The 22,758-nt window shown below is 48.1% G+C and carries 21 protein-coding genes; 8 read left to right on the top strand and 13 right to left on the bottom strand.

All coding sequences use genetic code 11. The features are described 5' to 3' along the window. The first annotated feature begins 510 nt into the window (after window positions 1–510). Window positions 511–1,092, top strand: a complete 582-nt coding sequence (locus LL912_RS15785; RefSeq protein ID WP_235554544.1) for an alanyl-tRNA editing protein — start codon at window positions 511–513, stop codon at window positions 1,090–1,092. Between the two features lie 93 nt (window positions 1,093–1,185). Here the strand turns inward: LL912_RS15785 and LL912_RS15780 are convergent, their stop codons facing one another. The 11 genes from LL912_RS15780 to LL912_RS15730 form a co-directional block, all read right to left on the bottom strand. Further along, window positions 1,186–1,677: a hypothetical protein gene (locus tag LL912_RS15780; protein WP_235554543.1), complete on the bottom strand. Its 492-nt coding sequence runs from the start codon at window positions 1,675–1,677 to the stop codon at window positions 1,186–1,188. A 13-nt stretch (window positions 1,678–1,690) separates the two neighbouring features. After that, window positions 1,691–3,613, bottom strand: a complete 1,923-nt coding sequence (locus LL912_RS15775) for a J domain-containing protein (RefSeq protein WP_235554542.1) — start codon at window positions 3,611–3,613, stop codon at window positions 1,691–1,693. 14 nt (window positions 3,614–3,627) lie between these two features. Then, window positions 3,628–4,599 (bottom strand): DUF4407 domain-containing protein, encoded by a 972-nt coding sequence (locus tag LL912_RS15770; RefSeq protein WP_235554541.1) that lies wholly within the window; start codon window positions 4,597–4,599, stop codon window positions 3,628–3,630. Beyond that, on the bottom strand, window positions 4,596–5,858 hold the full coding sequence (locus tag LL912_RS15765) for a DUF4407 domain-containing protein (protein ID WP_235554540.1): 1,263 nt from the start codon (window positions 5,856–5,858) through the stop codon (window positions 4,596–4,598). The genes LL912_RS15770 and LL912_RS15765 overlap by 4 nt, the downstream gene beginning before the upstream one ends. Continuing rightward, window positions 5,848–6,342 carry a hypothetical protein gene (locus tag LL912_RS15760; protein WP_235554539.1) on the bottom strand — a complete coding sequence of 165 codons (495 nt, stop codon included), beginning with the start codon at window positions 6,340–6,342 and terminating at the stop codon, window positions 5,848–5,850. Before LL912_RS15760 ends, LL912_RS15765 begins: the two co-directional genes overlap by 11 nt. Before the next feature lie 39 nt (window positions 6,343–6,381). Continuing rightward, complete coding sequence (locus tag LL912_RS15755) at window positions 6,382–6,585, bottom strand: hypothetical protein (RefSeq protein WP_235554538.1); 204 nt, start codon at window positions 6,583–6,585, stop codon at window positions 6,382–6,384. A gap of 221 nt (window positions 6,586–6,806) precedes the next feature. After that, the gene (locus LL912_RS15750; protein ID WP_235554537.1) at window positions 6,807–7,016 is read right to left on the bottom strand and encodes a hypothetical protein; all 210 of its coding nucleotides are present in this window, start codon (window positions 7,014–7,016) and stop codon (window positions 6,807–6,809) included. Between the two features lie 19 nt (window positions 7,017–7,035). Then, on the bottom strand, window positions 7,036–7,281 hold the full coding sequence (locus tag LL912_RS15745; protein WP_235554536.1) for a hypothetical protein: 246 nt from the start codon (window positions 7,279–7,281) through the stop codon (window positions 7,036–7,038). Between the two features lie 489 nt (window positions 7,282–7,770). Then, window positions 7,771–8,436, bottom strand: a complete 666-nt coding sequence (locus LL912_RS15740) for a response regulator (protein WP_235554535.1) — start codon at window positions 8,434–8,436, stop codon at window positions 7,771–7,773. Beyond that, window positions 8,433–9,983 (bottom strand): tetratricopeptide repeat-containing sensor histidine kinase, encoded by a 1,551-nt coding sequence (locus tag LL912_RS15735; protein WP_235554534.1) that lies wholly within the window; start codon window positions 9,981–9,983, stop codon window positions 8,433–8,435. The genes LL912_RS15740 and LL912_RS15735 overlap by 4 nt, the downstream gene beginning before the upstream one ends. Window positions 9,984–10,174: 191 nt before the next feature. Further along, entirely contained in the window at window positions 10,175–10,354 is a 180-nt protein-coding gene (locus tag LL912_RS15730; RefSeq protein ID WP_235554533.1) for a hypothetical protein, read from the bottom strand. Between the two features lie 513 nt (window positions 10,355–10,867). On the opposite strand from LL912_RS15730, the gene LL912_RS15725 reads away from it, so the two are divergent. The 3 genes from LL912_RS15725 to LL912_RS15715 all read left to right on the top strand — a co-directional run bounded on the left by LL912_RS15725 (window position 10,868) and on the right by LL912_RS15715 (window position 13,239). Continuing rightward, window positions 10,868–11,884, top strand: a complete 1,017-nt coding sequence (locus tag LL912_RS15725; protein ID WP_235554532.1) for a hypothetical protein — start codon at window positions 10,868–10,870, stop codon at window positions 11,882–11,884. Window positions 11,885–11,945: 61 nt separating this feature from the next. Continuing rightward, a complete protein-coding gene (locus LL912_RS15720) occupies window positions 11,946–12,164 on the top strand; it encodes a hypothetical protein (RefSeq protein ID WP_235554531.1) in 219 nt (72 codons plus the stop codon). Between the two features lie 202 nt (window positions 12,165–12,366). Continuing rightward, the gene (locus LL912_RS15715; RefSeq protein WP_235554530.1) at window positions 12,367–13,239 is read left to right on the top strand and encodes an isocitrate lyase/PEP mutase family protein; all 873 of its coding nucleotides are present in this window, start codon (window positions 12,367–12,369) and stop codon (window positions 13,237–13,239) included. 341 nt (window positions 13,240–13,580) lie between these two features. Here LL912_RS15715 and LL912_RS15710 read toward each other — a convergent pair whose 3' ends face one another. Together LL912_RS15710 and LL912_RS15705 are read right to left on the bottom strand one after the other, a co-directional pair. Next, window positions 13,581–13,955, bottom strand: a complete 375-nt coding sequence (locus LL912_RS15710; RefSeq protein ID WP_235554529.1) for a DUF1304 domain-containing protein — start codon at window positions 13,953–13,955, stop codon at window positions 13,581–13,583. A 131-nt stretch (window positions 13,956–14,086) separates the two neighbouring features. Beyond that, window positions 14,087–15,292 carry a sialidase family protein gene (locus LL912_RS15705; RefSeq protein WP_235554528.1) on the bottom strand — a complete coding sequence of 402 codons (1,206 nt, stop codon included), beginning with the start codon at window positions 15,290–15,292 and terminating at the stop codon, window positions 14,087–14,089. Between the two features lie 406 nt (window positions 15,293–15,698). On the opposite strand from LL912_RS15705, the gene LL912_RS15700 reads away from it, so the two are divergent. From LL912_RS15700 to LL912_RS15685, 4 genes are all read left to right on the top strand, one after another. Beyond that, window positions 15,699–16,280 carry an RNA polymerase sigma factor gene (locus LL912_RS15700; RefSeq protein ID WP_235554527.1) on the top strand — a complete coding sequence of 194 codons (582 nt, stop codon included), beginning with the start codon at window positions 15,699–15,701 and terminating at the stop codon, window positions 16,278–16,280. Window positions 16,281–16,399: 119 nt separating this feature from the next. Beyond that, window positions 16,400–17,614 carry a FecR family protein gene (locus tag LL912_RS15695; RefSeq protein ID WP_235554526.1) on the top strand — a complete coding sequence of 405 codons (1,215 nt, stop codon included), beginning with the start codon at window positions 16,400–16,402 and terminating at the stop codon, window positions 17,612–17,614. A gap of 150 nt (window positions 17,615–17,764) precedes the next feature. After that, on the top strand, window positions 17,765–21,109 hold the full coding sequence (locus LL912_RS15690) for a TonB-dependent receptor (protein WP_235554525.1): 3,345 nt from the start codon (window positions 17,765–17,767) through the stop codon (window positions 21,107–21,109). Window positions 21,110–21,126: 17 nt separating this feature from the next. After that, the gene (locus tag LL912_RS15685; protein WP_235554524.1) at window positions 21,127–22,737 is read left to right on the top strand and encodes a RagB/SusD family nutrient uptake outer membrane protein; all 1,611 of its coding nucleotides are present in this window, start codon (window positions 21,127–21,129) and stop codon (window positions 22,735–22,737) included. The last annotated feature ends 21 nt before the right edge of the window (window positions 22,738–22,758 follow it).

Here is a 22,758-nt window from a genome sequence, read left to right as displayed (position 1 = left end):
CGGTTTGCATTCAGCCTTCATCCAGAAAACTGATGTAAAAAAGATATATTTTTAATTGACTGCATATAACGAGCCTGCTTCCGTGCAGAAATCGTGTTTGGTTACAACTCCTGTAAATAGGGGTGCCTATAGCTGAGTGGCGCCGATTGCGAATCAGGAATATTTATACGGATGAAGCGTTGCAAGGCTACCGCCTGTGAAGTATGAATTACGTTAAATAAAATTGACAGCCGGCGTTCCTATAAAGAAGGCATACAGCGGCGGTGGGGATTTTAAAATTTCACAAATGGTGCGCAGGAATGATTGAAGGCCGGAGCCGCTCCTGAAAATTCAACACGCAAGATACCGCAAAAGAACGCTAAATTTACCCGCTAAATTTTATGGCGCTTTGTGCCGCCAGACAACTGCTGCTGTGTTACAAAGCCATTTAAAAACACCGATACGGATGCATGCAAAAAAATATTTTGGGAAGACCCTTATTTAACCTGCCTGGTTACAACCATAACCTCAATGGAAGACCAGGTGATTACGCTGACGGAAACGATCGTTTACAGTTTTGCTGGCGGACAGCAATCAGACGACGCCACAGTGGATGGAATAAAGATTGTGGATCCCCGGAAATCGGGGACAGCTATCTTTTATACCGTGGAGCGGGCGGATGGACTGTTTGTGGGCAAGGAAGTGGAGCTGGAGATAAACTGGGAAAAGCGCTCCCGGATCATGAAGTTGCATTTTGCTGCGGAGCTGGTACTGGAACTCATGAACCAGCATTACGACCGCCCGGTTAAGTTTGGTGCCAATATCACCAGCGAAAAATCCCGTGTGGATTTTATATGGGAACGGGATATTTCAGAAACCTTTCCTTTACTGGAGCAGCGCCTCCGGAAGCTCATCATCGCCGATCTGCCCATTGAAAGCCTGTTTGTAGACGAGGCCGCAGAAATCCGGTGCTGGCGCATCCGGGGTTTTGGCCAGGTACACTGTGGCGGTACCCATATTAAACGTACCGGGGAGTTAGGACAACTGACGCTGAAGCGGAAAACCCAGGGCAAGAACAAGGAGCGGATTGAGATTTATTTAGCCGCTGTTTAACGCTGCGAATATACGAAGCTCCTCTAGCCGGGCATTTTATAATCGGTCATACATCGATGTAGCAAGCGCCGCCCATTGCGCCGGAATCGGTAGTTACCGGAAATTGATGAATTGAGGCGTCATTTGATCAATAATGGCGCCACAGGTAAACCAGCAAACCAGAGCAATGCCAATGGTTACCGTGGCAATGAGCAGACTAACGGTCATACCCGGTTCGGGGTAGTAACGCCGGAATAAAACGCGGAGATTTACAAAACTCAGTACAATATACAGGCTACTAAAGAGCAGTATCACGATAAAAAAACGGAGAACATACAACAGCAGAGGTTTCCCGATAGAAGGGTACCTATCGCTAAAGGACCCTGCCGCCTGAAAGAGTCCGGGCGCATTGGCTACAGAGAGAAACATAACTCCAAGGATAACAGTAACTGCAATCAACAGTTCTGCATGATCCATACCATTGTATGGCAACTTCAGCATCTTCAGACGCCGCATTAAAAACAACGTGATGTAAAAAAGGATATAGGTTTGAAACAGCAACACTAACAAAGCAAATACCATATGTGCCGGTAAAAAATTGTTCATGATGATCTTGATTTTATTGAATAAGGGTAATATTCCAATGGTGAAGATTGGACAGGGATGCGGGCAGCTCTCCCGGTCCAAATTTTTTAGAAGTGGTTTCCCACAGGTAGTAGCGCTTCCCGCCAGTGTAAACAGCCCTGGCGTTATCGGGTAAAGGCCTGTCTAGGGCTACCGCAATAAGCGCATGTTTGTAGTAATTGCTGGTCATCAACGCTACCGGGTATCCTAACTGCCCCAGTATGCTATAAAGAAATAGTGCGCGGGTATCACAATCTCCTTTCAGATCGCCCAGAAACTCAAGGGGGGATTGCACACCGAATTTTGAGTGGCCTTTACAACAATCCGTTTTGCAGGATGCAAGGTACTGGTTGATATAGGCGTCGTTATAGCGGGCGGAACAGGACTGGTCTACGATCAGCGAATAGGGGATGGACTGGATACAGGATACGATCATGGATGCTGTTTGTTGCCTGTTGAGCTTTTTTGCCTTTGCCAGATCACGGAATGCCGTTGCTGCAGGTTGGATGGCATCATTATCTGTAGCCAGCATATGCGCATATACGGAGCCAATGCCCTGCGAGGCATATTGTGGTTCATCCATCTGCCGGTGGGCCATGGCAGACCGGTGTAGTTCGGATGATGGTACCGAAAGCCGTATGGTATATAGACTGTCGTTGCGATCCTGCCAGCGAAGCAAATGGGTGATGAGGGTATCTGCCTGCATATCCGGATATTTAATAATCTCTTTTTTTGAACGGATACTATCCATCCTGGTGTGGGAACCAGGCGATGGGTGACGGGCCGGTTTTTGAAGCATGGCACCGATGGTTAACAGAAAGATGATGCCTAATAGAAATGCAAGCACCCAATGGGATCCCTTGCCCGCTTTTTCGGTCAGCCATACGAGCAGTAGTGGCAGCAACAGCACCCCTGCAACTGCCAGCAGGATCCATAATAACGGCGGCCAGATCATACCTGCAAGCAATAAGATAAGGAGCCACCACCAACCGGAATCCTGCGGATGTTGGGAAACATAAGCAGGTTTGATTTTTTCTGAGTAAGTGTGGTGCCGTTTTTCTGGGGGAATCCGCCGCCATTCGGTCCAGTAAGTGCTGCAATTGGCGGCGTATTGTTCTTCTCTTGTAAAGAGCTGCCCGTTTTCTGTTTTTGTTTCAACACGCCCGGTGGCACCCATACAAGTTGTATAGGTTTCTGTAACCAGCTCTTCATAGCGGTGCAGTACATAGGCAAACAATTCTCCACGCAGGGTTCCGAAACTGTATTGCTCGTGTTTTGTAATTCCGTCTAACAGCGGATCTTTTATCCGGATGTCATAAAGATCGAGTTGGTAATAGGCTTCCTGGCCTGCTGTTACAATCTTGCAGCGAACCGGTTGTTCAATGGGAGTTGTGAACAGATCGGTACCAGAATACATCCGCTGGTACTCCTCGGGAGCTTCTTTTGCATAGATATCCGGGTCGGAAAGCGTTACCAGTATTTCTGTGGGAGCAATCGTAAAATGGGTTTCCCATTGTCCCGCCTCCTGTTTAACAAGATCCGGCATTCCCTGGAATTTAGCTTCAATGCGGCCGCGCACATAAATTTTTCGTTCACGGGTAACGGTATAAGTACGGGTCTTTGTTTCCTGGTGCGGATTCCGGGTATGGGTTGCGTTGCCGGTATTAAGGGGAGCCTGTGATGTCCCTTCCTGTTTTTGACGAGTCCGGTAGCTGTCATAAACGGAACGGGTTGTTGGATCGCCCAGGATTTCATAGGCCTCATTGATGCTCTTAAAGTGCTCCCCTGCTTCGGGGTTATCGGGATTTTTATCGGGATGATAGCGTTTGGCGAGGCGCCGGTAGGAAGCACGGAGTTCTTCCGGTGTGGCCAGCTCCGGTACATCCAATATGCGGTAATAGTCCTTCTTGTAGTCCATTGCAGTTCGGATTGTTATCTGTTGTCAATGTACTTTTGAATAAAATCATTCGTGTTGCCGGAAACTGGTGGCTTTCTGCGAATGGTATTAAAAGGAGGGTCGATGTACCGGGAAAAAATGGTAACGGAGTGCTGCCATAATTTTTTGTAGTGCTCGGTAAAAGCATGGTAGGCATCTGTGATCAGTTTTCGTTCAAGCGCTTTTTTTTGCTGGTAGTAATGGTCTTCACCGGAGATGGCATAAATGAGCAGGGCTGGAAGCATAAAGAGCGCTACAATAATAATGGCCCATAACCAAGAGAACGCATAGCCACCATTTACCTTTTTTATCCGGTACAGGAAGAAGCTGTTGGCGGCGATGGTATGGGTAGCTGTAAATTCAAGTGCCCGGGCTTTGGCCTGCATTACCTGTAGGCTGCGATCGATCCTGTCGATCTGCTCATCGTAGGTGGTGGTTTGGGACCGTTGCTTTTGCTGTTGGTAATAATGGTACCGGGTGACCAGTTTTTTCGTTTCTTTTTCTGTCAGCCCGATGATCTGGGTGCGATGTGTTTTTAACAGTTGTTCCTTGTAGCGGGCTACGTCTGCGGAAAGCGGAGCTGCATAGAGCAGGATGATCAGGGGCTGTGCGATCAGGAACCCCATAAATGCAATAAACCCGATCCGTATAAAATCTGAGCAGTTCAACTTCTTTTTTTGCTTCCGGTCTTCTTTGGAAAAGGTGTTCAGCAGGAAAATGTAGATACAGATAAACAGCAACGAGAAAAACAGGGCGAGCGCGATTTCCACAGCAACGGAATGAAATAATAGCTCAATGGCATAAAAGATGCTGAGGCAAGTGAGCAACAGGATCATAACGATGAGCAGCGCGGCCACATAAAAACGCTTTAATATGCCCGAGCTGCGCATCAGATCGTATTCTGCCCCCAGTAACTTTACGAAGCTTCTTTGGGATGCAATGCTGCGCGGTTTGCTGCCGTTACTCATGATGTTACCTCATTATGCGATACCGGAGTTTCGGTTACAAAGGCTTCTGGATTGGCCGCGATGCTTTCTTTCTTTTTTTCTTTCCAGTGTGCAAGTGCCGCTTCACTTAACTGGCTTTGGGCTTCCAGCAGGGCAATTTTTTCTTTTAGCAACCGGATCACCTGGTGCTGAACTACCTTATCTCTTTCATGCCCTTGTTTGTCCTGGTAATAATTATGTTGTATTTCAATGCCGCTTTCCGCTTTGATCAGCTCTTTGATATTCTCTTCCATATAGTCGTAAGGACTTTTGATCAGCATTAGTTTAAAGAAAATAGGGGTTAGCTCAATGGCCATAAAAAGAAGCGTAATAAACCAGGAGATTGCGGGCCCCGATATTTCGTGACCGATTTTTATACGTTCCAGCAGGCCATCCAGCCCGGCGGCGTATTTTTCACTCTGGTTCAGGGCCGCAGTGCGCCGGTCTTCAATGGCTGCTTTTTCTTTTTTTACACGCAGGTAATCGGGGTTGGCTTCCAGCGTTTTTATTTCTGCCGCAAGTCCATCCATTTGCTGCTTGATAGCTAGGGCACGGGGGCCAACCGTAACCAAGCGTGCTTCTTCAATATAGTTTTGTTCAAGGGTTTGATACCGGCTCCGCTTACTGCTTAGCTCCGCTTCTATTTTTTCAATCTCCTTATCCTTTTTGGCAAGTTCACTATTAAATACAGAGTCTGTTTTGGCCTTGTAGATCTGCTGCTGTTCAATCTGCTTTTCATGCAGTTTGATATCGATTTCTGTTTTAAACATCCGGATCTCTACGGGTTTGGAAATCGTCATAGCTATGATGGCACCCATCAGCAAACGGGGCAACGCCCCTTTGAGCTCTTTGCCCGTAATGTCTTCGGTGCCATCACCTTTTCCGGTGCTGGAAATAATAAACCGGTCGATATTAAAGATGATCAATCCCCAAATGATACCGAACACGATGGCTTTTAGCATGGTTGGGAGATCGGTAACGTCATGACTTCCTCCAATGGCGGCCGTTGTTTTAAATGAATCAATAGCGTTGCCCCTCGGTTCGAAGATGGTATAGAAGGCATAGCCGCCTGCCAGGCCCGCCATCAGACCGGTTGCAACAATGATACCTCCGAGGCACAGGTATTTAACCTGGTCGCCGTAGGTGCTTCGTTCCAGGATATAGCGGTCGGCACCAGCTGCTTTCCAAAAAAGACGCATGATGCGCGAAGATTTGGGGCTTTGATAAAAGTCACGAGACATAGTCGTTAAATTGAGAAGGTTGAAAGGAAATATGAAAACTCCGTATTTGGGGATGTAGCAGAAGCGAGGGCAGTAATGGTTTCAGTCGGATCGTGCTATTTGTAAATACAGGCGGTGTAAAGCAGACATCGAAAGGCGGCTCATTTGAAAAATAGGCATCCAGGTACCGGCGCGTTTCCGGATCCAACGGTATATTTTTGAGATCGATGACCTTTTTGCCTGAACGCCATATATTCTTAAGCACGATCTGGACCCTGCTGGTGCCGGAGGGTAACTGGTAAACGGCAGCGCCTGCGGCGCGGCCATCCGAATGGTTACCCGGGCGGATATACAGCCTGTTGGCGTACGCTGTTTTCCAGCTGATCAGTAATAACCGTTTATTTTCTAAAACCAGGTCCATATAATCCAGGTGGCAGAATACCGGCCGGCGGAAGTTGAAGTACTGCCTGATCTTTTTTGCGCTGGTATTAAAAAAGCGTTTCATTACAAAATTTGTTTTAAGCCTGTGTTGTTGTGCCGGGCACTATTCCTCCCACCGGCAAAGCGTCCGGTTGTTTTGCTCTGCACTGTCTAAGGTTGTTTCAATGATCCGGTAATTGCAGTTTTTTAATCCCCTGCAATGTGCGTTGTAGTGATACCGGGTAGCCGTGTTGCTGTCGCAGATGTATACGGTTCGGTTGGTACAACTGCTGTTGAGCACCAAAACGGCTAAAAGAAATGATTTCATTTTCGGACTGTGTAACCTGTTATAAAAAATGGGTGGTTTTTCAGTCCGTTAGCAACGGATAGATCAACGGCTTTATTTGTTGCTGTTAGGTACCGGAATGTTTTAAAATTTAATCGGCATTCTGATTTAAAGGTATTATCACAGGTTAACAACGACCGCAGTTACATGCGGGTGCAGCGCTCTTCCTGGTTGCCATTATATGTGGATTTTGGTTGCTTGCTTTAGCGGCGATGGCGCCCATAATGATGCGCGGTATGCACATTGCGGTAATGCCCCCCTTTGTGAGCGCTGCCCCGGCCAGCAGAGTAATGTCCGCCATGACTGGTGGTGTGACGTTTTCCTGCGTATTTTTTTTGAGCAGAAAGGTCCTGTCTTATAAAAAAGAGGAGGCCGAAAATCAATAATGCCGGAAATAGTTTGTTTGTTGCCATTGTGATTGTTTTTGTGTGATCAGATATAGGTTTTGTTTCCGTTGCGGTTGATATAATAGCGCCCGCCACGGGGCCCGGTATAAATTTTATGGCCGTTATAATATTCCCCGTCATCGGAGGCAATGCTTTTTGTTTTACGGGGCTTGGCTTTTTTGGCCGTTACGGTTTTCTGGGTGGTGGCTTTTTTCCGGGTCTGGGCATGCATAGGCGTGGCACCAAAAGCATTGAACAAGATCAGGAATAAAATGATTTTTTTAAATGGCATGATTTAAGTTTTAGTTAATCTGAAAAATTACCAGGAGCATGAACAACGAAATACCGGTTAAGAAAAAAAGAAATAGGATACAACCCTGTGGGGCTCTGTTTGAAACAGCATATCTTTTCGGTTTTGCCGGCTTTTTGGCAATAGCCTTCCCGATTTTATAACTTGTTTTGAAAGCGCTATTCAAAATGCGCATACCGCTTTTTGATTTCTTCTTCCAGGGGTCGTAATATCCTCTTGCCATGCATCAAAAATAGGGTGCCGGCAAAGCCGTTTTTTACGGAAAACCGTAAAGTGCCGGATTTTTTAAAATAAATTTTAACCCGCGAGATTGGATCTGGATGGGAAGGATAAAAAAGGGCGCTTGATTATGCGGGACTTCTGTTGCATGATCCATCTGAGGCAATGGCAGATGCTGAACGCAGCTGATTGCGTGCAGGGGCGATGCTGACAGTACATCCCGCCGGATTTTATAACTGGGTTTCGTTTCTGTTACACAATACCCATCTTTACACAATGGGCTACCAGTTGCTCATTGGTGTTGCAATCCAGGGCTTCTTTTAGGGCATTCAGCCGTTTTTCAATACTGCTGAGCGCCGAAGGTTTCTGATTGTTTTTTTTCAGATACTCCGAGATCTCCTGTTGCCGCATGCCCTTTACCATTAAGGACAGGAGCGTGATATCGAATGTGTCCAGTTCGAATGCATTCTTTTGCCGGCGCTCTTGTATAAATTGCTGGGGAACATAGCGCCGGTTGGCGGCGATCTGTTCAATGGCCAGTTTCAGCTCCCGGGCATCGTTGCGGCCTTTGTATACATAGCCGTCAATATCCTCTTTTTCGAACAGTGCTTCAATAATAGCGGGTTTGCCGGTGGCGGAAAAAACCAGGATCTTTAAATCGGGCTGTATGCGGCGGGCTGCGGCAATCAGCGCTGTTCCGCTGGTTATTTTTTGTTGCCGGTGGTCTTCCTCAAAATGCAGATCAGTGATCAGCAGGTCGTAGGAAGCGTTGGCCTGCACGGCTTTTTGAATGCGCAGCAATGCGTCGTCGCAATAGTACACATAGTCGGGATTGGTGATGTTCAGGTCTGCCAGTGTTTTTTGTACAGACAGGTTGGAACTTTCGTAGTCTTCGGCGATCAATATTTTCTGGATCATATAGGTAATGCAATAGGGATATATAATTGAATCTTCATACCGGTAGCGGTTGCAGTGTCAAAAATAATGCGGCCGCCGATACCGGCCATACGGTTTTCCGTATTCCGGAGCCCGTTGCCTTTCCGGAAATGGGGCGGAGCGCCGATGCCATCGTCGGTATACTGGATGCTGAGCTGACCGGGCTGCCGGTCAAATTTCAGTACCACATTTTTTGCCCGACTGTGTTTTTTCATATTTACCATCAGCTCTTGCAACACTCGTTCCAGTTCTTTTTTAACGCCTGGTGTTACCGGGCTCCAGAGTTCTTTGGAATTGCCCACGATCAGTACCCGGGTTTCGGGTGAACTGAAGGAGGAGATCAATTCCGTAAGGGATTCATTAAAAGCGAGCGCGGTCTTTTCTTCATGGGGCTCATAGGAAATATTGCGCGACTGTTCATAGAGGCTGGTAAGCTCATCCAGCAACTGTTCCTTGCCCCCGGTTTTATCATAATCAACCTTCGATATCACCCGGTAAAGCCCGTTGGCCACCACATCATGTACCTTTTGCGAGGTTTTTAATTGGTGTTCGCGGATGGCCCGTTGCTTTTGCTTCCGGTACCATGCAAAACCGATGACTGTAAGCACCGTTACTCCCAGGAGCAGGATCCATTGGCCGATGATCTGTACTCTTTTTTTGGCATTTGCTTTTTGCAACACCAGGTTGTCGGCCTTGCTTTTTTCTACGTCATAGCGGATGAGTGCAAACTGGTTCCGGGTGCTGCTCCGGGCGGTTTGCAGGCTGTCGTTGAGGTACTGGTAGCGCGTAAAGTATTTTTTTAAAGCTGCAGGTGGGCTAAGGATGATTAATTTTTGCAGGGCTTCCAGTTCATAGCCGGGATTGCCGAGCTGCTGTACAACGGTATACATTTTTTGCGCATAGGAAAGTGCAAGGCCTGGTTGTGTCCGTGAATAATAGTCAGACAGATGGGAATAGCTGGAATACTGCCCCCAGGTGTCCTTCTCTTTTTCCCGTATTTGTAATGCCCTGAGTAAATCCGGGGCAACCTGGAAGCCAGGGTCCTGAAGCCAGCGGGTATAGGCACTGTTCGTCAAAAAGCGCGCATATCTTTGCGGATTGTCTTTTACGCCGTTAATAATCGAATCATAAATAGCAATAGCCTGGGGATACTGCTTCATTTGCCGGTGGGCAACGGCTTTGTTGTTTAAGGTAATGATCCTTTTTGAATCTTCCTTTATTAGTTTTAATGCCTGATCGTAATAAACAATTGCTGCTGGGTAGTTTTTTAGAATACTACTGATGCGGCCAAGCTCGTTGTAATTATTGACCATGTATTTGTCAATCGAATCTTTTTCTTTCCGGTGATTCATACGCTGCAGGTAACGTATAGAAGTCAGTACATTTTCCTGGGCACTGAAATAGTCACCAAAATTAGACTGGAGGATGCCCATATAGGTATAGGCGTTGGCGGCTTCCAGGAGGTTACGCGTATTGGTTGTAACTTTATTAAAATAATAAAAGGCAGAGTCGTCTTTTATAGTATACAAAGACTTTCCTTTTAGATAATCAGGGGAGGGCGGTGGCTGGCGATTGGTGCGAATTGGTTCTTTGCACCCTGAAAAAAGAGCAAAAGCGGATAAGAGAAGCATTGAATGTAGTTGTTTCAAAACAGTTGTTTTACCTAAAAGTAAAAAAAATAAGGCAAGATGATCTCTTGCCTTATTCATGAATGCCGTTGTTAGGGCTGAGTCGGATACGGTACGGGAGGAATCGGTTCCGTATCACCACCGGTGGTGTCTGCAGGGTCATCCGAACCATCTACCTGGACACCGATGACAATGGGTCCGTTACCAGTTGTTGTTGTTTGGGGATGGCTGGGCCATAACGCCAGGAAAAAGGCGAGAATTATCTCGATCATTTGTATGATTTTTAAATGTTGAAAAAATGCTGCTGCCGGCTTCGGCGCAGTGTTTTATAACCGCGTAAGAAGCGCTTCTTACATTGTTTGGGAAGGGGGTGGGAACGGGATTGCGGAAGCTTTTAAACGCTTCCCAAATCGGTTATAGACTGCCGCTTTCGCTGCTCCCGGGAACCAGTTCTGTACAGGAACATCTCTTAGCAAGGGAGATGGGCAACTGATTCTGAAAACAAAAATAGATCAGTGCAACAGGCTGATTGTTAGTTGATTCCGGTAATTCCAGTCATTCCGTTGAGATTCCGGAAATACCGGTGGAATTCCGGAAATTCCATTAGTTTTACGATACAATTGTTGACGATGTTTGCTGATTACACAAAACTGGTCCTGCGGGATTATGAGCAAAAACGGGGAAGGAATGTCCTTTCCTTAGATTTAAGTGACCCTACTCCGGCAAAACTTAAACAGAAATGCATGGAGGTTTGCACCAAAAGATTTTCTCGGAAAGATGGAGGCGTGCTTAATAAATTTTTTGGGGAAGGTGATGATCAGGTGGCCGTTTTGAAAGCAATAAAAAAATGTGAGACCGACAAGTTTAAGCCGCTTAGAAATTTTCTTAAAAAGGAAACGGAAAGCACCGATGATAAAAATATTGAGCTGCTGGCCTGGCTGATCGATTTTAAGGAACGGCCGTATGATTATTCAAAAAATTACAATGTGGATAACCTGGAACCGATTCCCGTTCAGGTGGAGGAACATATAGGGGACGGCGAAAATGAAGCCATATCATCAGATGGAGCGGGGCCGGAAGGGGAGCAACCGAAGACGACAGATACGGAGTTTGTACAAATAGGATTCGGAGCCGCTGAAGACCCGGTTGTACCAACTAAGCCAGAACCTGCAGCATCGGGGGGGGCGGGGAAGAACGATAAGGAAAAAGAAACGCAAGCCATTGCAGAAGGGCCGGATCAATCCGAAGCACCCGCCGGGGTTGCCGGAACAACAGCGGAACCGGCAGATCCGGTTGGAGGCGAGAATGTTGAAGAACTGCTGATGGGAATGGTTAAACCGATGCAGGAAGTACGGAGACCGGTGTCTGTTTTTAAAAGAGGGCTGGCTGTTTTGGCCATAACATTATTGGCAGTAGCGGGGTTCTGGTTTTACCGGGGCGGAAAAAAGGAACCGGAACCCATTCCAATGGGCCAGGGGTTACCGGCAAATAATGCCTGTATGTACTGGACGGGCGACCATTACGAACAAATTCCCTGTAGAGGAACTACGGGAGACACACTGGTGGAACCGCTGGATCCGGAAAAGATCCGTTCCTTTAAAAAAATCACCCGGCCGGATACCATTACCCGGCAATCGAAGGGATCGGTTTGGTATGTGAAAATTAATAAGGGGAAGGATATTGAATTTTATACTTCGGATGGGTTTCATCCCATCGACCGGCAGCTGCGGTTAAAACCGGTTACCGATTATATTATTGAGAAACATATTCAACCGGCCCAGGCGCAAAACGCCGGTAACTGATTTCCGGTTTCCCGTAATGATGGACCTGTATGCATCCCTACATTTGTTTAAAACAAATCGTATGTGGAAGATCGCAGCTTTTATATGTATGGCTACACTTTTAGCCTGTGGAAAAGCAGAAATTAAAAAAGCGGAAACCAATGCGGCGGAAGCCAATGATTCCCGTTGCGGATCCTATAACGGACACCTGCTTTATAGAGGTAAAAACGGAGGTTGCTACTATATCAACTCCAAAGGGAATAAGACCTATGTGGACAGCTACCATTGTTCCTGTTATTGAAAAAAGAATGGATAATAGGATATAGTACAGTATCGGGTGTACATCCAATCTCTTTTGCCGGATGCAATGATGTCTAGTCATGTTCAATAGGCGACCGGTTAAAGCCCGGAAGGGGATCAAATGTTTTTAGAAGTCATAAAATAGAGGTAACTTACCATCCCCGGGCGATCCCCGCGATGGCCCTGTAATAAAATAGCAGGTTATGGTTTCCCAACTTCAAAAAGAAAAAGCAGCACGGTTCCTGCAATTTCATTACGATGATGACATCCTTGTATTGCTGAATTCCTGGGATACCGGCAGCTCAAAACTGATTGAAGCTTGTGGTTATAAAGCCATTGCCACCACCAGTATGGGCATCGCCGCTTCAATGGGGTACCCCGATTGTCAGGTGATCCGGTTGCCGGAAATGCTGGAAGTGATCACGGGTATTGTAAACGGTGTGCAGGTGCCGGTAACCGTGGATATAGAGGCGGGGTATGGCAACCGTGTGGAGGAGGTAATTGAATCCGTTGAAAAGATCATTGCCACCGGGATTGTCGGAATCAATATTGAAGACAGCATCAGCTTGAGCCCGGTATTAACGGACGAACAGGAATTTTGTGAACGGATAGCCGCGATCCGGTCCTTATCCGATGCATTAGGTTTTCATCTTGTTATTAATGCCCGAACGGATGCGTTTTATACGGGATCCGGTACGCCGGCGGAAAAATTGGCAGCGTCCATAAGACGGGGCAATAAATACCGGGAAGCGGGCGCCGACTGCATCTTTGTGCAGCCGGTATGGGAAAAAGAAACCATCGCCACATTGGTTAAAGAAATAGACGCCCCCATTAATATTCTTTCAAATCCTACCATCGGTGCCGGCGGACTGCCTCCTTCAGTTCCGGAACTTCAGGACCTGGGCGTTGCCCGCGTAAGCCTGGGCTCCAGCATGATGAAGGCAACGCTGGCCCTGATCAAAAAAGTGGCCGGCGAACTATCCGGTTCCGGAACCTATCACACGTTAACCGAGGCAATGACGCCGCTCGATGAAACGGTACAGGCCTATAATATGGCTATAGGGAAAACCTCTTAATCCTGAACGTTCTGTACGCCGGGTTGCTATAAAATGATTTTTTGAGTGTCTGTTGTTTGGACAATGATTTTGTGACGGGATGCCTGGCCGGCCGGTTGATGCCGTTGAAATTTGCAAAGGATAAATGCCCTGTTTTGCTCCAGGTGAAGCATAAATCCGGCAGGCTCTTCCTGGCAGATGAGCTCAAACCTTTGACATTTGTACCATTTGTTATTGCCGGAAAAATGAAAAAGTAGAACCGTAAATGGTGAGACTTCCTGGGGCCGTGTTTAACCCTTATAAAAATTCAATCTGAATCGTATAATTGAGCGGCACAATTCAAAGGTTCCTTATAAAGACAATCAACGGTAATATCTGCTCAGATAAACAAATAAAAATCCAAGGACGGCGGGCAATGCCTGTATGAAAAAGATCTTCTTGGATGCAGAAATTGCGCCATAGCTGCCGGCAACGATCACACAACCTAAAAAAAAGAGCGCGATGTGCTGTTGCCATACGGGATCTGAGATAAACAGGCTCCATAGTAAACCGGCTGCCAGGAAGCCATTGTACAAGCCCTGGTTGGCAGCCATCGACCGGGTGGGTTTAAAAAGTTCGGGAGGCAGGGTTTTGAAAACCTTTTTGCCGGCAGTTTCCCAGGCAAACATCTCAATGTATAAAATGACCAGGTGCTCCGCAGCAACCAGGGCAACAAAAATATAGGCGATGGTACTCATATGTCTTTATTGTGAACACTAAAGATACAACAATCAGGGTTCGGCAGGTGCTGGTAAAAACGTTGCCGGTATTACCGGTTAACTGCCGGAACGGCATCCCGAAAAAAGCCAGACCTTATGAAAAGCCGATATTAGCGGTACTCAAGCAATGTGGCCTCAATGGAGCGCGGGCCATCATTGATATTATAATAATATACCAGTAAGATGCGCTGACGGTCCAGCATTACTGCCCAGGGATAACCAATATCCCCGCTTGTTGCATCGGCTCTGATCACAAATTCTTTTGCCGTTTTAAAATCGGTACATTCGGCATCGAGCACCCGTGCCCGGATACCATGCGGCGCATGCCGGTAGCCATAGGTCACCAATACCCGGTTGTCTGGCAAACGCAGCGCCTGCAGGGGATGTCCTTTAAATCCCATCGGCTCCCACCGGAAGGTTTTTCCGCCATCTTTCGAGCGTGCAATACAGGCGGTATCACCGGCATTGGCCGTACGCATGAAAGCAACAAGGTCGCCGCCGGGTGTTTCATAAATGGAGGTTTCATTAAAAGAGATCTTTGTGTCTTTGGCAATTACCGATTGATATGCCCAGCTTTTTCCGCCGTCTTTGGATGTGAGCAGGTAGTTGGAAGTTTTTTTGCTCGCGGAGTCATCCGTAGCGGCCACGGCCCAATAGATGGTTCCGTTGCGGCCTTCACAAAGCGCTCCCCTGTTATAAGCAGGCAATTTATTTCCATAAGGGCTGTAGTGAACTTCGGCGGGAACGGCCGGCGGGTAAACAGGGGCGCTCCAGCTGCGGCCATTATCTGCAGACCGCAACAGGTATCCCCCGAGGAAAACCGCATTAGCGGCCTTAAAGTACGGGGTCTTGAACCGGGTAAGCGCATCCGCGTTCGGAAAAGACCATCCATAGCTGGCGCATAAAATAGTGCCATCGCTCAGCTGCAGCAGGCAGGGGTCCTGTGAGCCGCCGAAGGGGTGCGCATACAGTAAGCCGGGCTCTGCCGGCCAGTGCAGCCCGTCCTTTGAGGTTAGTTGCACCAGGTAGCTGTTGGGATCCACATGTGTGGTAACCCGCTCTCCTAAAACGCGGCGCTCGGGAGCTCTGCGAAAAGCCAGCAGGTAGCTGCCATCTTTTTTCTTTATTAAAGAAGGAAAGGCGCAATGAAAAACGCTGTCTCTGTAAATGATAAAGTCGCGGATTTTATGCAGCGCCGGAGCAGCGTTTCGCTCCTTCACTACTGTTGCATGTTGGGCATGTGCTGTCATGCCTGCGCTCCAGAGCGCTATTGCCATACACAGGCGGATTTGTTTGGATGCTGAAGTTTTTGTCATATGTTCAGAATATCGTTGGTTTTGCAGGATGGATGCCGGACCCAAAAATAAAGGATAGAACCATTGTGCACGATACTTTTCTGACGGATAGGCTTATTTTTCAGAAGATGGCTGCTGGAAAAAGGATGTAAATTGTAACTCGCACGACAAGCTCCCGGCTGCCGGCTGTAATACCAGCGGCCGGTGGCTTATAGAATTCTTCCGGGCAAGTACCCGGAGCTGTCGTTGGTTGCGACCCGATTTTCTTTATTTTTTTAAAACACCTCGTTTTTTTAAATCAAATCTGTATTTTAGCGTTTATACCTTTTCTGTAAACTTTTTTATTACCCTTTCCATAATAAAGACAGTTGGAATATTGCAATGGCGTAATCCTTTGCAGATTTTTTTTAGTATTAAATTGTTTGCATTGCCCAAATCATCAGCGCATGAGCGAAAATTATTGACTAAACTGGCCGCAGGTAGCCGGGACGCGTTTACAGAAATCTACCTGCAGTATAGTCCGGCTGTTTATGACGCCCTTTTGTATTTTTTGAAAGAGGAGCATGATGCAGATGAATTGCTGCAGGTGATTTTTATAAAAGTATGGGAAAAGCGGCAGCAGCTGGCGCAGGCCGAGCACCTGGAAAACTATCTGTTCATGATGACGCGCAACAGCGTATTGAACCACCTGAAGCAAAAGGCCCGTGAGGAAACGTTCATCAGCCAGTATGCCCGGAGAGCCCTGCCGGTGCCGGATGCGGAAGGCGGGCTTCAGCAGAAGCAATACCTGGAATTGCTGAAAAAAGCCATTGATGCGTTGCCGTTGCAGCAGCAGCGGGTATATACGCTTGCGGAAGATGAGGAGTTGAGCTACGAGGAAATTGCACGGCGGCTTTCTATTTCAAAACTGACTGTAAAAAAACACCTGGAGCTGGCGCGCCGGCAGGTGCGGGCCTATATGCGCCGCTACCTGTACCCGCTGGTTGTACTATTGATGCTCTGCCAGTAATGAGCACGGTGGAACCGCTACAGGGGCGAGCGGATTTTTTTTAAAAAGTATTCAGCCATTACGCCATTGCTGTTTGACCGTTGTCTTTATAAATAAGCGGTTTTTGTCAAACATATAAAATGGATATACCTCATTCTCTTTTTAATGAATTGCTTCAGAAATTCCATGCTGGTACATTGAGTGATGCGGAGGCACTTCTTTTCCGGGAAGGGCTGCTTTCCGGGCGATATGATGAAGTGGTAAAGGAGGCGGTGCACCAACGGCTGGCACAGCACCGGGAAACCGGGGCACTAACGGAAGAAAAAAAGCAGTTGTTGTTGCAGCAGTTAATGCAGCAGCTACAGCAGGAAACTCCCCAAAAAACAGGGGCACCCGTACGCCGGCTCCGGCAATGGATGGTTGCAGCCGCAGTAATACTCCTGTTCATCCTGGGAGGCTACCGGTTGTTTTTAAAACCGGATGGACAGCACCACGTTGCGCATAAGCTGCCGGATGAGCAGGACATCGCGGCGCCGGAGCAGTCAACCGCATATCTTACCCTAGCAGATGGCAAGCGGGTGCCGCTGGACCGGTTGGCGACCGATGTATTAAACATCGGCAACGGAATGGAAGTATATACGAATGCAACCGGGCAGATCGGTTACAAAGGAACGCCGGCCGTGGCCACCCCCAATACCTTAACCGTTCCCAGGGGGAGCCGGCCGGTGTCCCTGGTGCTGGCCGACGGAACAAAAGTATGGCTGGATGCGGGCTCTGCCTTAACCTATCCTACGGCGTTTACCGGCCGGGAGCGCAACGTTTCACTTACAGGGCAGGCATATTTTGAAGTGGCGCATATAGCGGCTGCAAGCGAAGATGGCACGGCGCTGCCGTTTACTGTAACCTCCGGAGATGTGGCTACAAAAGTATTGGGCACTCACTTTAATGTAACGGCCTTTAAAGAGGAAGCGGGTGCAAAAGTAACCCTGCTGGAAGGACGTGTAAAAGTAGCACCGGTGAACGGTGGCGGCGAAATGGATGTACGGCCCGGGCAACAGGCCTTGTGGGCAGAGGGTCGTTTGAAGCTGAACAGGTCACCCGATCTTGATGAAGTAATGGCCTGGCATAACGATCGCTTTTATTTTAACGGTACCGATATTCAGTCGGTAATGCAACAGGTGGGGCGCTGGTATAATGTAGAAGTGGAGTTTGAGGAGCCCTTTCATCATTCCTGTGTGGCCGACCTGCCCCGGAATATGCCGGTGTCAGAACTGCTGAAAATTATTGAACTAACAGGCATGGTACATTTTAAGATCGTGCAAGCTCCGCACAAAAAAATCATCGTCAGCCGGTAACCCCCGAATTAAGGGAAGCTGGTTCTGGTTGGCCTGGATAAAAAACCGCTATGGATTAGGCCCCATAGCGGCGGATTGCCCGGGCTGACCCAAATAAAAAATGGTCTGAGCAGACTGTATTATTTCACCAACCCAAGCAAATGCAAATGTATGGATTTAAAAAAAATGTTTGGTGCCGTTACCCGGCACCGCGAATTAAAAAGATGGCTGCTGATTATGAAAATGACGACATTCTTTCTTTTATGCGTCTTGTTGCAGGCCTCGGCGAGGGGCTATTCACAAAATGTGACCCTGTCATTGAAAACAGTGCCTATGGAGAAGGCATTCAGGGAAATCGGAAAGCAGACCGGTTACCGGTTTGTTTACTTTAAGGAGCAGCTGGAAAACCTGCCCCCCGTTACCATTTCCGTGCGCAACCGGCCATTGGCAGAAGTGTTGCAGCAATTATTTGATCGTCGCCCGATCAGTTACACGGTAACAGGCAATTATATTTCAATAAAGAAAGCGCCCGTTGTTCAGGCGCTCCCGCCGCCGGTTGAGGTGCGAGGGGTGGTTACAGACAGCACCGGAACACCGCTTGCCGGGGCTACCATAACAGTAGCAGGCAGCCAGCGTGCCGTGAAAACAAATGGCCAGGGCGCGTTTTCTATCGATGTGGATGCAGGAACGCTTTTAGTGGTTACGTATATCGGGTATGCCGAGCAGAAAGTAAAAGTACCTGAAAACGGTTCTTTAACCGTGGTATTGCAGCGGGCACCCAACCAGGGATTGAATGATGAAGTAGTGGTGCTGGGCTTTGGTCAAACGCAAAAAAAAATTGCGCAAACCGGGTCTGTAGCTTCTGTGGGGATGAAAGAGCTCAAGCAAAGTCCAACGGCAAATATCACCAATGCCCTGGCCGGAAGACTACCGGGGCTGATTGCCATACAGGTGAGCGGGGAACCGGGAAATGATAAATCGCAATTGCTGATCCGGGGTAGAGCTACCTTTAACGGCGCAGAGCCGCTGATCACCATCGATGGGGTACAAAAGGACTATAGCGCCATCGGGCTGCTGGATGTAAATGAAATCGAAAATATTACCATCCTGAAGGACGCATCGGCCACGGCGATCTACGGGGTAAAAGGGGCTAATGGCGTCATCATCGTTACCACGAGACGGGGAAAAGCAGGAAAGCCGGCCATTACGGCCAGCACGCAAACGGCGGTGCAATCCACGATCCGTTTGCCAAAATACCTGGGTTCCTATGACTATGCCCTACTGGCCAATGAAGCCTATCTGAACGATCATCCGGGGGGTGTTGCGCCCTATAGTGATGTGGCGCTGGAAGCCTACCGTACCGGATCGGATCCGTTGAAATACCCGGATATCGATTGGTTGGATGCAATGATGAAGCCGGCGGTGCAAACCCAGGCCAATTTCAATATCAGCGGCGGAAGCAATATGGCGCGCTATTTTGTGAATGTGGGTTATACCGATCAAAGCGGTATTTATAAAACAAAGAAGAATGCCCGGTATGATCCCAAGTCGAATTTTAAACGGTATAATTTCCGTTCGAATATTGATGTGGATTTCGATCCCAATTTTTCCCTGGGCCTGAATTTATATGGTGCCATTGAAAATAAAAAAGATCCCAATGTTTCGGTGCCTGATCTTTTCTGGACCTTAAACCAGCTGCCACCGAATGCATTTCCCATCCAGTATCCTACCGGGTTTTATGGGGAAAACGGGCAATTCCTGAACCCTGCAAGACTGCTGAATGAAACGGGGTTCCGCGAGTCGTTTAACTCCTCCTTATCGGGGATGTTATCCGTAACCCGGAAGCTGAACTTCATTACACAGGGGTTATCGGTAAAAGGAAACTATTCTTTCGACGGCTATTTCCAGAATAATTTTAACCGGAAAAAGGAAGTGCGGAGAGCGGTATATAAAGGTACCGGAAGTTATGATGACATCAGTAACTACACCTACCTGGGCAACGATGTACCGTTGTCTGCACCTGCATCCTCTTTCTCTCAGAACCGGGATATATGGATGGATGCTTCGTTAAACTACCAGCGGAAATTTGGCAGCCATGATGTTACCGGGTTGCTGCTGGTGAACCGTACGCAAAAAGTGATCGGCAATACCATCCCGTTTGTATCGCAGGGGGTCGTATCCCGCTTTACCTACAACTACGACTATAAATATTTTGCGGAAGTGAATGCCGGTTACAACGGAACCGATAACTTTTCTAAGGGCAAACGCTATGGTCTGTTCCCGGCTTTTTCTGCAGGCTGGGTACTTTCGGAAGAATCCTTCCTGAAAGGAAATAACTGGCTGAGTTTTTTAAAACTAAGGGGTTCTTACGGACTTACCGGGAACGATCAGCTGGTGGGCCGGCGCTGGCTGTTTAATTCAGAATATATCCGCAATCAAACAGCCGGGTACCTGTATGGCGACCAGCTCTACGGTGTGGAAGGAGTGTATGAAGGTGCTATGGCCAACCCGGATGTTACCTGGGAAATTGCCAAAAAAGCAAATCTTGGTTTTGAAATGAAGCTCTGGAAGGGATTGATCGCCATTACGGCGGATGTGTTTAGCGAAAAACGCAATAATATCCTCATTACCCGGTCTTCCGTTCCGGCCCTTATCGGAATGTCGGGCAGTAACCTGCCGCCGGCCAACCTGGGAAAAGTCGATAATAAAGGATTTGAGGTGGAAATCAATCACCGCAAGAGCTTCCAGCGGTTTACCTATTTCCTCAACGCCAATATGTCGTATGCAAAAAACAAGATCATCTTCATTGATGAAGAATCAAGACCTTACGATTATATGTACCAGACCGGGCAATCACTGGGACAAATCATGGGACTGACCGCCATTGGCTTTTTCAAAAACGAAATGGATATCCGGCTGAGCCCTGCTCAATTCGGGCGGGTGATTCCCGGTGATATCAAATACCTCGACCGGAACGGAGATGGGGTGATCAATGACAATGATATTGGTCCGATCGGTAAAAGCAATATTCCCGAACTCTTCTTTGGTGTCTCGGGCGGTGTTACCTGGAAGGGGCTGGACCTGAGCTTTTTGTTTCAGGGTGCCGGCAATAGCAGCCGCACGCTGGTGGGCGGTATTGCATGGGAGTTTTATGAAGGCGGGAAAGTGCGCCAGGAGCACCTCGACCGCTGGACGCCGCAGACGGCCGCCACCGCCACCTGGCCTTCCCTGCATTATGGTGGCAACAGTAATAACCACCGGGTGTCATCCTTTTACCTGGAGGACAACAGTTATATCCGCCTGAAAAATATGGAACTGGGCTACACCTTCCGGAACGTAAACCTGACGCAAAAGGCGAGATTATCTACGCTGCGGGTCTATGCTAATGGAATGAACCTGGTCACCTGGACGAGGGCGCAGGACATGCTGGACCCCGAATATTGGGCCGGCAATACCAATGGCACGGTGTACCCGGCACAACGCATTGTCAATTTTGGTGCTTCAATTGGTTTTTAATACAAAAAAATAAACAGATGAAATTAAATATACTTATCTGCTGTTTGCTGTCTGTTGGTGTTTTTTCATGTAACGTGAAAGGCTACCTCGATAAGGCAGAAACAGGAGGGCTCTCCGAACAGGAGGTTTTTGGCGATTATGTACAAACCGAGCGTTACCTGGCCAATATCTATGCCGACCTTCCCAATGAATGGATGCCGGCTAAAAGTGTTACCTATGCTGCGGCTTCCGATGAAGCAAAATGCCCGGTGATCTATTTTAACGGACCACAGGTATTTACCCGCGGGTTGCTTTCACCCACCTACAATCCCATTGAGAACTGGGCCGGTCTGTATGCATCAATCCGGAAGGTAAACCGCCTGATCGAAAAAATAGACCAGGTGCCGGCGGTAAATGCCACACAGATGGCGGGCAAAACCCGCATGAAAGGAGAAGGCTATTTTTTAAGGGCATTCTATTATTACGAGCTGTTTAAGCGGTACGGAAGCGTGCCATTGATTGACCGGGTATTGCAAATTACGGATGATCTGAACCTACCCCGGAACACTGTAGCAGAAGTAACGGCCTTTATTGTGCAGGATTGCAATACGGCAGTACCATTACTGGACGGGGTGAACAGTGCCGCAAATATCGGGCGCGCCACCAAAGGCGCCGCACTGATGCTGAAAGCACGTGCACTGCTTTTGGCGGCCAGTCCCCTGCACAACCCTGGCAACGACGCTGCAAAGTGGACGGCGGCCGCAGCAGCAGCCCGGGAGATCGCCGACCTGGATACCTATCATGTAGACGCGGATTATAAAGGCCTGTTTCATAAACGCTCCGCATCCAATATCATTTTCCAGTCAACTGTCAATAATACCGAATGGCTGAAGCAGCTCTTTATTCCAAGTATGAATGGTACGGCATGGATTCAGCCTCTGCAGGACCTGGTAGATGCCTATGAAATGAAGAATGGGAAAATGATCAGTGAAGCAGGATCGGGGTATGCACCCAATGACCCCTACAAAGACCGCGACCCCCGGTTTTATGCATCGGTATTGTACAATGGCAGTTCCTGGAAAGGAGAAACGGTGCAAACCTTTGTGGGTGGACTGGATGGGTTGACCTCCGCAGAGGGCAGTTTGACCCAAACCGGTTACTATCTCCGCAAACTCGTGGATGAAAACGGAAGCGTATCGCCCGATAACCGGCCCGGGGATCATTATTGGGTATATATGCGTTTTGAAGATGCCCTTCTGATGTATGCGGAGGCGCAGAATGAAGTCCTCAGTGCGCCGGACAACACGGTTTATGAAGCCATGAACCAGGTACGCAACCGGGTGGGGATGCCTTCACTGCCGGCCAACCTGGGCAAGAGCCAGATGCGGGAGCGCATCCGCAATGAACGGCGCATAGAACTGGCATTTGAAGGACAGCGTTTCTGGGATATCCGGCGCTGGAAGATCGGAACAGAAACCATGAGCGAAGCCCGGGGTATGCGGATCACAAAGCAAACGGATGGCAGCTTTACGCACACGCCTTTCCTGGTGGAGAACCGCATCTACAAACCTGCATTCGACCTGTTTCCCATTCCCCAAACGGAAATCAATAAAGACAAAAAACTGGTGCAAAACCCGGGATATAATTAATTGAAGGGGTGCATTCATTAA

The sequence above is a fragment of the Niabella agricola genome (genome assembly GCF_021538615.1).
GTDB classification, from domain to species: Bacteria; Bacteroidota; Bacteroidia; order Chitinophagales; family Chitinophagaceae; genus Niabella; species Niabella agricola.
This window is presented reverse-complemented; position numbering and strand designations above follow the sequence as displayed.

Coding starts and splice junctions, on each gene's coding strand:
- LL912_RS15785 (WP_235554544.1), top strand. CDS start 511: ATGGAAGACCAGGTGATTACGCTGACGGAAACGATCGTTTACAGTTTT.
- LL912_RS15780 (WP_235554543.1), bottom strand. CDS start 1,677: ATGAACAATTTTTTACCGGCACATATGGTATTTGCTTTGTTAGTGTTG.
- LL912_RS15775 (WP_235554542.1), bottom strand. CDS start 3,613: ATGGACTACAAGAAGGACTATTACCGCATATTGGATGTACCGGAGCTG.
- LL912_RS15770 (WP_235554541.1), bottom strand. CDS start 4,599: ATGAGTAACGGCAGCAAACCGCGCAGCATTGCATCCCAAAGAAGCTTC.
- LL912_RS15765 (WP_235554540.1), bottom strand. CDS start 5,858: ATGTCTCGTGACTTTTATCAAAGCCCCAAATCTTCGCGCATCATGCGT.
- LL912_RS15760 (WP_235554539.1), bottom strand. CDS start 6,342: ATGAAACGCTTTTTTAATACCAGCGCAAAAAAGATCAGGCAGTACTTC.
- LL912_RS15755 (WP_235554538.1), bottom strand. CDS start 6,585: ATGAAATCATTTCTTTTAGCCGTTTTGGTGCTCAACAGCAGTTGTACC.
- LL912_RS15750 (WP_235554537.1), bottom strand. CDS start 7,016: ATGGCAACAAACAAACTATTTCCGGCATTATTGATTTTCGGCCTCCTC.
- LL912_RS15745 (WP_235554536.1), bottom strand. CDS start 7,281: ATGCCATTTAAAAAAATCATTTTATTCCTGATCTTGTTCAATGCTTTT.
- LL912_RS15740 (WP_235554535.1), bottom strand. CDS start 8,436: ATGATCCAGAAAATATTGATCGCCGAAGACTACGAAAGTTCCAACCTG.
- LL912_RS15730 (WP_235554533.1), bottom strand. CDS start 10,354: ATGATCGAGATAATTCTCGCCTTTTTCCTGGCGTTATGGCCCAGCCAT.
- LL912_RS15720 (WP_235554531.1), top strand. CDS start 11,946: ATGTGGAAGATCGCAGCTTTTATATGTATGGCTACACTTTTAGCCTGT.
- LL912_RS15715 (WP_235554530.1), top strand. CDS start 12,367: ATGGTTTCCCAACTTCAAAAAGAAAAAGCAGCACGGTTCCTGCAATTT.
- LL912_RS15710 (WP_235554529.1), bottom strand. CDS start 13,955: ATGAGTACCATCGCCTATATTTTTGTTGCCCTGGTTGCTGCGGAGCAC.
- LL912_RS15705 (WP_235554528.1), bottom strand. CDS start 15,292: ATGACAAAAACTTCAGCATCCAAACAAATCCGCCTGTGTATGGCAATA.
- LL912_RS15695 (WP_235554526.1), top strand. CDS start 16,400: ATGGATATACCTCATTCTCTTTTTAATGAATTGCTTCAGAAATTCCAT.
- LL912_RS15690 (WP_235554525.1), top strand. CDS start 17,765: ATGGATTTAAAAAAAATGTTTGGTGCCGTTACCCGGCACCGCGAATTA.
- LL912_RS15685 (WP_235554524.1), top strand. CDS start 21,127: ATGAAATTAAATATACTTATCTGCTGTTTGCTGTCTGTTGGTGTTTTT.